Origin of the sequence: uncultured Parabacteroides sp., assembly GCF_905196875.1 — a bacterium.
Taxonomy (GTDB): Bacteria; Bacteroidota; Bacteroidia; order Bacteroidales; family Tannerellaceae; genus Parabacteroides.
In genome coordinates this window covers 1-14,413 of the sequence record NZ_CAJJWO010000033.1, presented here as the reverse complement: position 1 = coordinate 14,413, position 14,413 = coordinate 1, and the positions used below count along the sequence as shown (strand labels likewise).

Genomic DNA, 14,413 nt, shown 5'->3' with positions numbered 1-14,413 from the left:
CGGCTGTGATGAGTGTATTACGAGTTATAGCCGGCTTTTATTATATCTATTCCGTGATTTGATAGAAATAAATATCATGAAAACATTTAATATTTTAGTAACATCCGCCTGTATCCTTGCAGGCTTCTCTTGCACGAAAAAAGAAAATGTAAAACCCAATGTAATCTATATATTAATGGATGACATGGGGTATGGGGATTTGCAATGCTACGGACAACAAAAGATCGAAACACCGAATATCGACCGGTTGAGGGATGCGGGAATGCAATTTACGCAACATTACACCGGTTCTCCGGTCTCTGCTCCGGCAAGATGTGTATTGCTTACCGGGCTTCACTCCGGCCATACGCAGATCAGGGCGAATGACGAGATGCCGGAGAGAGGTGCGGTGAATAGCCACGACTCGATGTATGTGCATCCTGAGTTGGAAGGACAATATCCTTTAAAAGCAGGGACAATGACGATTGGGCGTCTGATGCAACTGGCCGGTTACAAAACCGGATGTTTCGGTAAATGGGGACTGGGAAATCCGGGTTCGGAAGGGGTTCCCAATAAACAGGGTTTCGATGACTTCTTCGGCTATAACTGCCAACGGCAGGCACATACTTATTATCCTCCTTTTTTGTGGAAGAATGAGAAGCGAATCTATTTGGATAATAAGGTTTTAGATCCACATTTGACTAAATTGGATGAAGGGGCCGATCCTTACGACGAAGCCAGTTATGCTAAATATACGCAGCAAGTATATGCCAACGACACTATTTTCAGTGAATTGCAGCAATTTGTCGATCAAAACAAGGAACACCCGTTTTTCCTGATGTGGACAACTCCTCTTCCGCATGTATCTTTGCAAGCCCCGGAACGTTGGGTAAAGTATTATGTCGATAAATTCGGGGATGAAGAACCTTATACCGGTACAAAAGGCTATATGCCTTGCCGTTATCCGCATGCCACTTATGCGGCAATGATCAGTTATTTCGACGAACAGGTAGGAAAACTGGTCGAGCAACTGAAAAAGAACGGATTATATGAGAACACCGTTATTGTATTTACATCCGACAACGGCCCTACTTTCAACGGGGGGAGCGACTCGCCCTGGTTTAATAGCGGAGGCCTTTTCAAATCGGAATATGGCTGGGGGAAATGTTTTGTCCATGAAGGAGGAATACGCATTCCGGCTATTGTTTCCTGGCCCGGACAGATCGAAGCGGGTAGTAAGACAGACCATATCAGTTCTTTCCAGGATGTGATGCCTACACTGGCCGATATTGCAGGGATAGCTTGTCCATTGACAGACGGTATCAGTTTCCTTCCTACTTTGAAAGGACAAAAGGCAAAACAGAACGAGCATGAGTTTCTGTATTGGGAATATCCTGATGCAAAGATCGGTCTGAAAGCAGTCCGCTGGGGAAACTGGAAAGGGATCATTACTGACATCCGGAAAGGAAATACGAAAATGGAACTATATGATCTGGATAACGACCTGCAGGAACTGCATGATGTGGCATCCGAACATCCGGATATTGTGGAGAAATTACAGCATTATATGGATATTTCGCACCAAACTCCTGAAAATCCTAAATTTCGTTTCTAAAAGGCAGATAAATGAAATATATAGATAAGTTAGATAATAAATGGTTACTGTTCTTTTTGTTCAGTATCATAGTGAATACTGGGGCGGCAGAGGTTATCGGGTTTGATGTCGGCTGGAAGTTTTATCAGGGGAATGTAGGAGAGGACGCCTTGTCTCCCGGTTATAATGATTCCGGCTGGCGACAGCTCGATTTACCTCACGACTGGAGTATAGAAGGTATATATGAACAAACAGCCAACGGAACGGACTGGCAAAGCGGCTATCTTCCCGCCGGAACAGGCTGGTATCGTAAAACCTTTGCATATAATCCGGACTGGAAGGATAAAAAAGTCCGTATTCAGTTCGACGGGATCTATCTGAACAGCGAGGTTTGGATAAACGGTCATTCGCTGGGTAAGCGACCGAACGGATATGTCGGGTTCGAGTATGACCTGACTCCTTTTTTGAAAGAGGGTGATAATTGCATAGCTGTAAAAGTCGATCAGTCCAAACCGCTTACCGGACGTTGGTATACCGGCTCCGGTATTTACCGGCATGTTCGTCTGAATATCTCTTCGCCTGTTCACATTGCTTATTCGGGTGTCTGTTTCAAGGTGGATACTTTCTTGACTGATAAGGCTCTTTGCTCTGTTGTCGTTTCGATTGTAAATCCGGGTAAAGAAAAGGTGCGGGTTGTTTCCTGTTTGCAGGATACGGAGGGACGGATTATCGCCCGGACTACCGGATCGGAGAGTGTTTCTACTGAAGAAAAGGTAGCGATGAGTGTTACTGCTCCGGAACGTTGGTCGCCCGAAAATCCGGTTGTTTATACGTTGGTATGCCGGTTGGAGCAGGGTGGAAACGTGCTGGATGAGGTACAGCAGTTCGTTGGTTTTCGCTCTTTGGAGTTCAGCCCGGAGTTCGGTTTTAAGCTGAATGGTAAGGTTACGAAGTTGAAAGGCGTTTGCGATCATCATACGGCCGGAGCAGTAGGTGCAGCTGTACCGGAGGATATTTTACATTACCGGCTGAGGCTGCTGAAAGAGATGGGATGCAATGCCATCCGTACCGCCCATAATCCTTTCTCTCCAGAGTTTTACACGATGTGTGATACGATGGGGCTGATGGTTCTGAATGAGGGATTGGACGGATGGAACACGCCGAAGGCAGCCGACGATTACGGTCATTATTTTGAAGAATGGTGGGAGAGGGACATGACTGATTTCATCAAACGCGACCGTAATCATCCGTCTGTCATTATGTGGAGTATCGGAAATGAAGTGAATAAAGCCTCTCCCGAAATTCAGCGTAACCTGGTCGATTTGTTCCATTCGCTCGACTCGCGTCCCGTGACGCAGGGCGGCGCCGATCCAACCCGTGGCATGTCTGTCGATTATAAAGAGAATTTCGGCAGGCTCGATATTGTCGGATTTAACGGGAATGGGGAAGAAGTCGGAGAGTTCGAGAAGTTCCGGAATGATTTCCCGTCCGTCTGTGCCGTGGCAACAGAGGTTCCCCATACTTATCAGACCCGTGGCGTTTACCGGACGAAAACACAATGGAGGAGGAGAGACTTTCCGGCTCCCTGGGAACAAGGCGATCCGGTTAAATGGGATCAGTTCGAGAAACGGGTGTTTCCGATTCCCGACCTGACTGAAGAAGAGTTTTTTCCGGAGGAAGCGGTCAATCCTTATTATCAGTCTTCGTATGATAACGCCTCTGTCCGTATCAGTATCCGTAAAGCCTGGCAAAGAACCTGTTCGTTTCCTTGGCTGATGGGAGAGTTCCGCTGGGGAAGCTTCGATTATCTGGGTGAAGCGGAATGGCCGCAACGCTGCGGGAACTTCGGCATAATCGATGTGGCAGCCATGCCTAAAGATGCTTATTATCTGTATCAGAGCTTGTGGAGCGATAAGCCGATGGTACACCTGCTGCCTCATTGGACGCATACCGGAAAGGAAGGACAAATCGTGCCCGTTGTTGTGTATACCAACTGTGAGTCAGTGGAATTATTATTAAATGATGTATCTTTGGGAACACAATCTTATGACGGGGAGCAGCTGGTATGGAAAGTTCCGTATAAAGCCGGTAAGATAGAAGCGAGGGCAAAGAAGGGGGATAAAATCGTTGCGACGGATGTACAACAAACTGCCTCTTCGCCTTATACGGTCGCTTTTTCGGCTAATAAGCTGGAATTGAAGGCCTCCTCTTCCGATGTTGCTCGTCTGGAACTGGATGTAGTCGACAGGAATGGAGTTCTTTGTCCGTATGCTTCGGATGAGCTGGTTTTCGAACTGACGGGCCCGGTTCGCCTGCTGGGAGTGGATAACGGTGATCCGGTGGATATGTTTCCTTATAAGCAGCCTCGTTGCCATGCGTTCAGAGGGAAATGTGTTTTACTGCTTCAGGCTACCGATACGCAGGGTACGGCAGTTGTAACTGTCCGGTCGGCTCGATTGAAAGAGAAGAAAATAACATTAGATATAAAATAACTATAGACATGAAAACTCAATTAGTATTATGTGTAGGCGGTGCCCTGTTAGCCGGAATGTCCGCCTGTAAAAGTGAAGCTCCTGAAAAAGAAGTACCGATGAACGTGATTTATATCCTTGCCGACGACCTGGGATATGGTGATATCGGCTGTTATGGACAAACAAAGATTCATACGCCCAATATCGATAAGATGGCGCAGGAAGGGATGTTGTTCACTCAGCATTATGCCGGCTGTACGGTAAGTGCCCCGTCGCGTTGTTCCCTGATGACTGGTTTGCATACCGGACATTCGCAGATACGCGGAAACAAGGAGATCGATCCGGAAGGACAGCAACCGATGAATGCCGATACCTATACCCTGGGCAAACTGATGAAGTCGGCCGGTTATACGACCGGTATCTTCGGCAAATGGGGATTGGGTTATCCCGGTTCTTCTTCGGTTCCTTCCACGATGGGCTTCGATGAGTTCTTCGGGTATAACTGCCAGCGTCAGGCGCATAGCTATTATCCCGATCACCTGTGGCATAATAACGATACCGTATTCTTGCATGAGAACGATAATATGGGACGTAAGGTTTATTCGCAGGACTTGATCCACGAGCAGGCTTTGAAGTTTATCCGCGACAACAAGGATAAACCGTTCTATGCCATGCTGACCTATACGTTGCCTCATGCAGAACTGAACTTGCCGCACGACTCGATCTATCAGATGTATGAAAATGCCTTTGAAGAGGTGCCTTACACGGAAGGAGGATATTATCCGTCGGAGAAACCCTATGCTTCTTTTGCCGCTATGATCACCAGACTGGATAAATACGTAGGAGATGTGATGGCGGAACTGAAAGAACTGGGACTGGATAAGAATACGATCGTTATCTTTACCAGTGATAACGGCCCGCACCGCGAAGGTGGCGCAAACCCTGATTACTTCAAGAGCTACGGCCCGCTGAGAGGTATCAAGCGGGATGTCTACGAAGGTGGTATCCGTGTCCCTATGGTAGCCTGGTGTCCCGATAAGATCAAGGCGGGTGTTAAGGCGGATCATATCAGCGCTTTCTGGGATGTTATGCCTACGTTGGCCGAACTGACGGGGGTGACTTTGCCAGCTCAGGGCGACGGTATTTCTTTTCTGCCTACCTTGTTCTCGAAAGACGGACAGAAACAGCATGAATATCTGTATTGGGAATTCCACGAACAAAACGGTCGTGAAGCGTTACGCAGCGGCAACTGGAAACTGATCCGTCAGCCGATCGTTGGCGAGACTATTCTGGAACTTTACGACCTGAGTAACGACATCCATGAAGATAACAACCTGGCTAAGCAGAACCCGGAGAAAGTGAAAGAACTGGAAGCTTTACTGGATGGAGCACGTACGGAATCACCTTTATTTAATTTCGGAAGACAATGAGAATATCCTTATTCATAAGTATGCTATTGGTTACGGGCACTCTTTTTGCCCGTAACCTGGACAAGACATTTCAACTGTTGCCTCAACCTCAGTCGATCGAGGTTCTGGCTGGCAAAGGATTGAATTACGGGGAACTGTCGTATGTGGTAGCCGACGGAGAAGCTCCGATCCCTGTGCTGGGAGCCATCACAAACGGATTACCTCAGAGTCAACGGACTGGTAAAGGTATTCGTTTCCGGTTGTCGCAAACCGATGTGCCGGACTCTCCGGAAGGATACGTTCTTGAAATTACGGATAAGGGTGTGACTGTTACAGCCCGTAGCGAGGCGGGTCTTTTCTATGGCAGCCAGACGTTGGAACAACTGCTCGAGGATAGCCGGGACTTCAGGAAAGAAGTACCGCCGATGAAGATCACGGACTATCCGGCTATCGCCTACCGCGCCGTCCATCTGGATACCAAGCATCATCTCGACCGGATGGAGTATTACTACCGGATGGTGGACAAGCTGGCCCGGTATAAGGTGAATGCCATCATCTGGGAACTGGAAGATAAACTGCGTTTTACCCGTCGTCCCGAAGTGGCAGCCCCGAATGCGATCAGCAAACAGGAGATGCAGGCCTTATGCCGGTATGCCAAAGAACGGAATGTGGAGATCAGCCCCTTGGTACAAGGCCTGGGACATGCCGGATTTATTCTGAAACATCATTGGGAGTTGAGGGAAAATCCGGCCAGCGACTGGGAGTTCTGCCCTTCCGACCCGCGTACCTACGAAGTGCAGTTCGATCTTTACCTCGATGCGCTCGAAGCCATGCCGTATGGCAAATACCTGCATGTAGGTGGAGATGAGATTACTGCGATCGGTATCGACGACCGTTGTAAAGCCACCGGTAAGTCTGCTTTCGAACTGCAAATGGTCTGGCTGAAGAAAGTCTGTCGGTTTGCCGTCGATCATGGTCGCATTCCTATTTTCTGGGATGATATGCCGCTTAAATATGCCGGTATCTGGGAACTTGTTCTGAGTGACAAGCCGGAAGAGGAAGTGGCCAAAGAATGGAATGCCGAAAAGCTGGATAAGGCCATCGATCTCTTCCCGAAAGAATGTGTGTATATGCGTTGGAAATACGAAGACGCAACCTCTCCCGCCCATCAGCGCCTCTTGAAATGGTATAGCGACAAAGGGTTGAAAGTGATGGGGGCAACGGCTGCATCGGCGGGCGACTCTCCTTTCCTTCCCCGCAAGAATACCCGGTCGGAATATGTGAAAGGTTTCAGTCAACTGGTCGCCCAAAATCATCTGGAAGGAATTCTGGCAACGGCGTGGGACGACGGTTCGCCACATCTGGAAACAGTTTGGCGTGGATATATCGCACAAGGGGAGTTCGGATGGAATCCGACGGCACGCGATATAGAAGCTTTCAAGAAGGTACATGCCCAGCGCGAATACGGTTTCCGTCCCGAAGAGAACCGGATAGCTTTCCTCGACGAGTTGGAGAAGGCGATCTTTTTCTTCGATGACGCATTAGTCTCATCCGGACGGCGTAATCCGGCTTGGGGAGCAACTGATTTTACGTTGATCGATTTGCCGGAGAAAGAACACCCGGGTGTCTGGAGTGAAAAACATAAGGAAAAGATCGATCAGGCGAAGATGGAAGCGGAACGTTATAAAACAATCGCTGACGGTATTCGTGCAGCCGAACGGAATGCGTTGCGCAACCGCTATACATTAAATATCTATGAACAGACGAATAACCTGCAAAACTATCCGGTACGTCTCCTTTTGGCACTGAACGAATACGATACGGCGAACGATGATACCGCCCGCCGGACAGCGGAGGGGAAGATACGGGAAGTATGCGATTACTTTCAGGTAATGCGCGATAACCTGGAGTCTGTTTATTCGGAAACCCGTTTCATGCAGCAACCGGAGGGCTTTGTAGCCGACATGAATCACCATAATCACCTGGCCTCAAAAACAGACAACAGCGACTGGCTCTATCTGTATGAGATCCCGATGGTGAAGAAAGTAAGAAAATGGTTGAGTGATTAAGTATGATAAAGGAGGCGAATAGAGCTAAAAATCTCTCCGTAGGCCTCCGGAATAATCGCTGCGATCTTTGTGATGCCTCCGCAGGCCTCCGAAGTAACCTTTTAGGTCTCAGTGATGCCTCCGTAGGTCTCCGAAGTGACCTTTCAGGTCTTAGCGATATCTCCGTAGGCATCCGGAGTGGCTGCTACGGTTGTTGTGATACCTTCGTAGGCCTCCGGAGAAATCTCTGTCAATAATCAGAATAATAACATATAATTTATTTTATCATGAAGAAAATAATAGTAACTTTTTTTGTCTGTTTGCTCTGCATCCCTTTGTGGGCGGCGCATCAGCCCGAGTTTTCAACAGCCGGTTTCTTTCGGATGGATAATTCCGGAAGGGAAGTATTCTCGATGAATCCGGCTTGGCGTTTTTATAAGGGAGCTGCCGATAGAGCGGAAGCGAAAGATTTTGACGACAAAGACTGGACGGTCGTATCCTTGCCGCACGGTATCGAGTACCTGCCGACCGAAGCCAGCGGCTGTATCAACTATCAGGGTGAAGCCTGGTATCGCAAGCATTTCACACCGGATGCAGCTTTGAAAGGAAAGAAACTCTTCCTCCATTTCGAAGCGATCATGGGAAAGAGCAAAGTATTTGTGAACGGCAAGCAACTGACCGAACATTTCGGCGGCTACCTGCCTGTCGTTGTCGATGTGACGGATGCCCTGGATTGGAACGGCGACAATGTAATCGCCGTATGGACGGACAACAGCGACGATCCTTCCTATCCTCCCGGCAAAGCACAGGATGTGCTCGACTATACCTATTTCGGTGGTATTTACCGCGATTGCTGGCTGGTCGCCCATAATAATATCTTTATCACTGATCCGAATTATGCGGATGAGGTAGCCGGTGGTGGTCTGTTTGTCGCCTTCGACAAAGTGTCGGATGCTTCAGCCGATGTACTGCTGAAAATACAGTTACGCAACGAAACAAAGAAATCGTTCACCGGCGTCGTGGAATATGAGTTGCAACAACCCGATGGCCAGCAAGTCGCTTTTCTGAATGCAAAGATCCGGATAAAGCCGGGTAAATCTATGAGTAGTTCGGATAAGCTGTTGGTAAAGAACCCGCTGCTGTGGAGTCCTTCTTCTCCTACCTTATATAACTTGCTTGTTCGTATTCGTGATGCGGAAGGAAACGTGATCGACGGTTACCGCCGCCGTATCGGTATCCGCAGCATCGAGTTCAAAGGAAAAGACGGTTTCTGGCTGAACGGGAAACCGTATGATAAACCCTTGATCGGCGCGAATCGCCATCAGGACTTTGCCGTAGTAGGCAATGCCGTAGCAAACAGTATCCACTGGCGCGATGCGAAGAAACTGAAAGATGTCGGCATGGAAGTGATCCGCAACGCCCATTGCCCGCAAGATCCGGCTTTTATGGATGCCTGCGACGAACTGGGACTGTTCGTGATCGTCAATACGCCCGGATGGCAGTTCTGGAACGATGCTCCCGAATTCGCTCAACGCGTCTACAGCGATATCCGTCATCTGGTACGCCGCGACCGCAACCATGCCTGCGTCTGGCTGTGGGAACCGATTCTTAACGAAACCTGGTATCCGGCCGACTTCGCCAAAAATACCAACGACATCGTACATGCCGAATATCCCTATCCTTCCTGCTATTGTGGCAGCGATAGCGAAGCCCGCGGACACGAGGTATTCCCTGTTCTCTTTACCCATCCGCAGAACGCAGACCCGGAATGGGCTTTGAAGCATTCGGACGACACGAAAACATATTTCACCCGCGAATGGGGCGATAACGTGGACGATTGGAATTCGCATAACTCTCCCAGCCGCGTTGCCCGTAACTGGGGCGAACAGGCGATGCTCATACAGGCACAACATTATGCTTCCCCGTCTTATCCTTACACCTGTTATGACATTTTGTATCAGACCTCCCGCCAACATGTAGGTGGTTGCCTGTGGCATTCGTTCGACCATCAGCGCGGTTATCATCCCGATCCTTTCTACGGAGGTATAATGGATGTATTCCGTCAGCCCAAATTTTCTTACTATATGTTTATGGCCCAGCGTCCGCCGGTAAAGAGCGATCTAATTGCCGGGACAGGGCCGATGGTCTTTATTGCACATGAAATGACTCCTTTCTCCGGAAAAGATGTAGTGGTTTATTCCAACTGCGACGAGGTACGCCTCACTTACAACAAAGACGGAAAGACCTACACTTATAAGAAGGATAAGAACCGGAAGGGAATGCCTTCGCCCGTTATCACTTTCCCGGATGTATACGATTTCATGATCGATAAAGCAATGTCGAGAGAAAGTAAGCAGAATGATGTTTATTTGCTGGCCGAAGGTCTGATGGACGGAAAGGTAGTTGCTACGCATAAAGTCGCTCCTGCCCGTCGTCCCGAAAAGCTGTTGCTTTGGGTAGACAACGAAGGAACGAACCTCGAAGCGAACGGTTCCGATTTCGTTACCGTAGTAGCAGCCGTAGCCGATAAGCAGGGTAACATCAAGCGTTTGAACAACTATTTCATCAAATTCAATATAGAAGGCGAAGGCCGCCTGTTGGGTGGTTCGGACGTGATGGCTAATCCCGCTCCGGTGAAGTGGGGGACAGCTCCTGTCCTGGTACAGTCAACCCTGAAACCGGGCAAGATCAAAGTAACTGCCAGCGTCCTGATGGAAGGTTCGCAAATGCCGTTAAGCGCCGAGTTGGAGTTTGACAGCCAAGCAGCAACATCCCCGTTGATCTATAACCCGACGGAAGCTGCCCTGATCCCTGCCTCTTCTGTCGAAAGCGGGCAGTCTTCAACAGTCAAATCTTCCGCCGAACGTGAAGTGGAGCGTTTGCAAAAAGAGTTGAATGCCTTAAAATTAAAAGAGGTGGAGCGCCAGCAAACGGAGTTTGGAGAAAATAGGTAATGTATTCAAATCTGAAAATATTTAATATCTTTACCCCAAACTATAAATTTAATGGATTATGAAGAAAGGTTTATCAGGGCTTTTGACTTGTTTCGGTGCAATCTGTGTGCTTTCCTGTACGCAGCAACCCAAAGAGTGGACACTCGTTTGGGAAGATAATTTTGATCAGGCGGATGGTTTCGATCCTGCTTCCTGGAGTAAGATACCTCGCGGAGGATCTGATTGGAATAACTATATGTCCGACTTCGATTCCTGTTATGCCATGCGTGACGGGAAACTGATCCTGCGCGGGTTGGTCAATTATAGTTTGCCTACAGACACGGCGCCTTTTATTACCGGCGGAGTTTATACGAAAGATAAAGTCGGTTTTAACAACGGCCGTCTGGAAATCCACGCCAAACTCAATGGTGCCACCGGTGCATGGCCTGCTTTCTGGTTGTTGCCACAGGATGGAAAATGGCCGAACGGAGGGGAAATAGATATCATGGAGCGTCTGAATAACGATAGCATAGCTTATCAGACCGTTCATTCGAACTATACCTTCAACCTGGGTATCAAAGACAATCCGAAGCAAGGCGGTACGGGTCTGATAGACAGAAACGACTTCAATACATATACCGTTGAAATGTATCCGGACAGCCTCGTATTCTTCATCAACGATAACCATACGTTCACTTATCCGCGTATCGAAACAGACAAGGAAGGGCAATATCCGTTCAGCGACGGTCAATTTTATCTTTTATTGGATATGCAACTTGGAGGTAGCTGGGTAGGGGCGGTCGAACCTGACGATCTTCCTGTGGAAATGGAGATCGACTGGGTACGTTTTTATCAAAAGCAGTAAACGCTTTTAGTGAATAATATTTAATCAGCAAAAGAGCATTCGTGATTTTATTCACGGATGCTTTTTTTGTTTGCAGGCAGACCTTGTTCTGAAAACAGTCTCTTTTCAGTTTGCCTTGACTCTAATACCTTAAATTATAATATGGGGATACAGGTTGATTATTAAACGAAGTTTGTATAAATGACTATAGGAGAGTGTTTTTTTTCTGAATTTGTAACAGTTGTATGATATAAAAAGTTTATATTTGCGATGTTAATAATATTAAATATTAAAAACTAACTGTAATGATTGGATCTATTATTCAGCTGGCGTTATTTATACTGATGCTTGCCAGCATGTGGAAAATTTTCGAAACTTTCGGTCAGAAAGGATGGGCATGTATTATTCCATTTTACAACATCATCGTTATGTTGCGTATTGTAAAATGGGAGCCTGTAAAATTCTGGTTTTTCCTGATCCCTATTTACAACATTTATCTTTCTTTCTTGCTGTACAAGGATATTGCAGCAAAGTATGGGAAAGGTGACAATGCGTATGCAATAGGTTTGCTATTGTTACCGTTCATTTTCTTCCCGCTGTTGGCGTTTAAAGAAACTCCGATTGCAGAAGATGTAGAGTAATTAGTATTGAGGGAACAAAAAGCCTTTCGTGAGAACGAAAGGCTTTTTTTATATTCTTATATCTGTATAAATGAATATCTCTCCGTTGTTAAAATAAACATCGTATCTTTGGCGTTTGTTATAAGACTAAAGATACACGAGCTATGTTAGATATACAATCTATCCGGAAAGATTTTCCTATTCTGGAACATAAGATATACGGTAAACCGCTCATTTATTTCGATAATGGTGCGACAACGCAGAAACCCCGCCAGGTGGTGGAAAAGATAGAAAGCGGTTATTATAATGTGAATGCCAATATCCATCGCGGCGTTCATTTCCTGAGCCAGGCAGCTACGGAGGCACATGAAGAGGCACGAAAAACCGTACAGTCGTTTCTGAATGCGCGCTCATCCAACGAAATCATTTTTACACGCGGTACGACCGAAGCGATCAACCTGATTGCCTCCAGTTTCACCGACGAATGCATGTCGGCAGGCGATGAAGTGATCGTATCCGTTATGGAACATCACTCCAATATTGTTCCCTGGCAGATACAGGCGGCGAAGAAAGGAATAGCACTGAAAGTGATCCCGATGAATGAAAAGGGAGAGCTTGAAATGGATAAGTTTCGTGAGTTATTCTCCGATCGTACCCGTCTGGTTTCCGTAACTCATGTTTCCAACGTGTTGGGAACCGTCAATCCGGTGAAAGAGATCATCGAAGAAGCGCATAAGCATGATGTGCCGGTGTTGATCGACGGAGCGCAGGCTGTACCGCATCTCTCGGTCGATGTACAGGATCTGGATGCCGAGTTTTATGTATTTTCCGGTCATAAGGTTTACGGGCCGACAGGTATCGGCATTCTGTACGGAAAGGAAGAATGGCTGGATAAGCTTCCTCCTTACCAGGGAGGCGGCGAAATGATTTCAACCGTTTCTTTTGAAAAGACGACGTTCAATGAACTGCCTTTCAAGTTTGAGGCAGGTACGCCTGATTATATCGGTAGTACGGCTCTGGCAGAAGCGTTGCGTTACGTTAATCATCTGGGAATGGAAAATATAGCTGCTTATGAGGATGACTTGTTGCGCTATGCCACGGAGAAGCTGAATGCCATCGAAGGAATGCGTATTTTCGGACAGGCTGCTCATAAGGGAGCGGTTCTTTCGTTCCTGGTCGGTAATATCCATCATTATGATATGGGGATGTTGCTCGATCGTTTGGGAATAGCTGTCCGCACGGGCCATCATTGTGCCCAGCCGCTGATGCAGGCATTAGGTATTGAAGGTACGGTTCGTGCTTCTTTCTCTTTCTATAATACGAAAGAAGAAATAGATGTCTTTGCCGCCGGGATAGAACGTGTAAGAAAAATGTTTTAATAAGTAGTCTATGTTATATTACCTGAAGAGATATCCGATATCTTTAGCAGTCATCGCAATAGTCATTTATCTGTCGTTCTTCAAACCGCCGACAATGGATATATCGAAGATCCCGAACCTGGATAAGCTGGTACACCTCTGCATGTACGGAGGAGTATCGGGTATTTTGTGGATCGAGTTCCTTCGTAACCATCGGAAGTATGACGAGGTGATGTGGCATGCATGGATAGGAGCCGTACTTTGCCCGATCGGGATGGGAGGAGCGATTGAATTGCTTCAGGAATATTGTACTACGTATCGGGGTGGCGACTGGTTGGACTTTCTGGCCAATTCGACCGGAGTAGTGCTGGCTACCTTGTTCGCCTATTTTGTGTTACGTCCCTGGATGCTGAGAAACAAAAAAACAACCAATTAATCTAACCTGTATGCTATTACCCTTTTTAGAAGCCAACCGGATAGAAGCCGGATGTGATGAGGCGGGACGCGGATGTCTGGCCGGATCTGTTTTTGCTGCGGCTGTGATCCTGCCGCCTGATTTTAAGAACGACGATCTGAACGACAGTAAGCAGTTGAGCGAAAAGAAGCGTTATCTCTTACGTCCGGTCATCGAGCGTGAGGCAATCGCCTGGGCTGTAGGTATCGTTACTCCTGAAGAAATAGACAAGATAAACATATTGAAAGCCTCTTTCCTGGCTATGCACCGTGCTATCGACCAGCTGAAAGTAAAACCCGAGCATCTCCTGATTGACGGAAACCGTTTCACTCCATACCCCGACATTGCCCACACAACCGTAGTGAAAGGCGACGGCAAGTATCTGAGTATTGCTGCCGCCTCCATCCTGGCCAAAACGTACCGTGACGATTATATGGATGAATTGGCCAAAGAATACCCTGATTACCACTGGACCGAGAATAAAGGTTATCCCACCAAAGCCCATCGCGAAGCTATCCGCGCAGTCGGTATCACTCCCTATCACCGTAAAACATTTACTTTGCTACCCGAACAATTAACGTTGGATTTTTAGATTTGTGTCTTTTTCTCTTTATCTAATCTTTGATTTTGAATCTTTTTTAAGGTGAATGATCGGACTGTTCAAGTGAAAGGTCTTGGTTTATTATTGACATAGTTCTTGTAG

The 14,413-nt window shown here is 47.3% G+C and carries 10 protein-coding genes; all 10 read left to right on the top strand.

From position 1 onward, the window contains the following. Nucleotides 1-76 precede the first annotated feature (76 nt). The 10 genes from QZ076_RS12280 to QZ076_RS12235 all read left to right on the top strand — a co-directional run bounded on the left by QZ076_RS12280 (nucleotide 77) and on the right by QZ076_RS12235 (nucleotide 14,302). On the top strand, nucleotides 77-1,594 hold the full coding sequence (locus QZ076_RS12280) for an arylsulfatase (protein ID WP_293713601.1): 1,518 nt from the start codon (nucleotides 77-79) through the stop codon (nucleotides 1,592-1,594). 11 nt (nucleotides 1,595-1,605) lie between these two features. After that, a complete protein-coding gene (locus QZ076_RS12275; protein ID WP_293713600.1) occupies nucleotides 1,606-4,065 on the top strand; it encodes a sugar-binding domain-containing protein in 2,460 nt (819 codons plus the stop codon). Between the two features lie 8 nt (nucleotides 4,066-4,073). Further along, nucleotides 4,074-5,474 carry an arylsulfatase gene (locus QZ076_RS12270; RefSeq protein ID WP_293713599.1) on the top strand — a complete coding sequence of 467 codons (1,401 nt, stop codon included), beginning with the start codon at nucleotides 4,074-4,076 and terminating at the stop codon, nucleotides 5,472-5,474. After that, complete coding sequence (locus tag QZ076_RS12265; protein ID WP_293713598.1) at nucleotides 5,471-7,522, top strand: beta-N-acetylhexosaminidase; 2,052 nt, start codon at nucleotides 5,471-5,473, stop codon at nucleotides 7,520-7,522. Before QZ076_RS12270 ends, QZ076_RS12265 begins: the two co-directional genes overlap by 4 nt. Nucleotides 7,523-7,788: 266 nt before the next feature. Further along, nucleotides 7,789-10,455 carry a glycoside hydrolase family 2 TIM barrel-domain containing protein gene (locus tag QZ076_RS12260; RefSeq protein WP_293713597.1) on the top strand — a complete coding sequence of 889 codons (2,667 nt, stop codon included), beginning with the start codon at nucleotides 7,789-7,791 and terminating at the stop codon, nucleotides 10,453-10,455. Nucleotides 10,456-10,513: 58 nt separating this feature from the next. After that, nucleotides 10,514-11,299: a glycoside hydrolase family 16 protein gene (locus QZ076_RS12255; RefSeq protein ID WP_293713596.1), complete on the top strand. Its 786-nt coding sequence runs from the start codon at nucleotides 10,514-10,516 to the stop codon at nucleotides 11,297-11,299. Nucleotides 11,300-11,583: 284 nt separating this feature from the next. Continuing rightward, on the top strand, nucleotides 11,584-11,919 hold the full coding sequence (locus QZ076_RS12250; protein ID WP_293713595.1) for a DUF5684 domain-containing protein: 336 nt from the start codon (nucleotides 11,584-11,586) through the stop codon (nucleotides 11,917-11,919). Nucleotides 11,920-12,062: 143 nt separating this feature from the next. Next, the gene (locus QZ076_RS12245) at nucleotides 12,063-13,277 is read left to right on the top strand and encodes a cysteine desulfurase (RefSeq protein WP_293713594.1); all 1,215 of its coding nucleotides are present in this window, start codon (nucleotides 12,063-12,065) and stop codon (nucleotides 13,275-13,277) included. Nucleotides 13,278-13,287: 10 nt separating this feature from the next. Beyond that, nucleotides 13,288-13,692: a hypothetical protein gene (locus tag QZ076_RS12240; RefSeq protein WP_293713593.1), complete on the top strand. Its 405-nt coding sequence runs from the start codon at nucleotides 13,288-13,290 to the stop codon at nucleotides 13,690-13,692. 10 nt (nucleotides 13,693-13,702) lie between these two features. Continuing rightward, nucleotides 13,703-14,302 carry a ribonuclease HII gene (locus QZ076_RS12235; RefSeq protein ID WP_293713592.1) on the top strand — a complete coding sequence of 200 codons (600 nt, stop codon included), beginning with the start codon at nucleotides 13,703-13,705 and terminating at the stop codon, nucleotides 14,300-14,302. The last annotated feature ends 111 nt before the right edge of the window (nucleotides 14,303-14,413 follow it).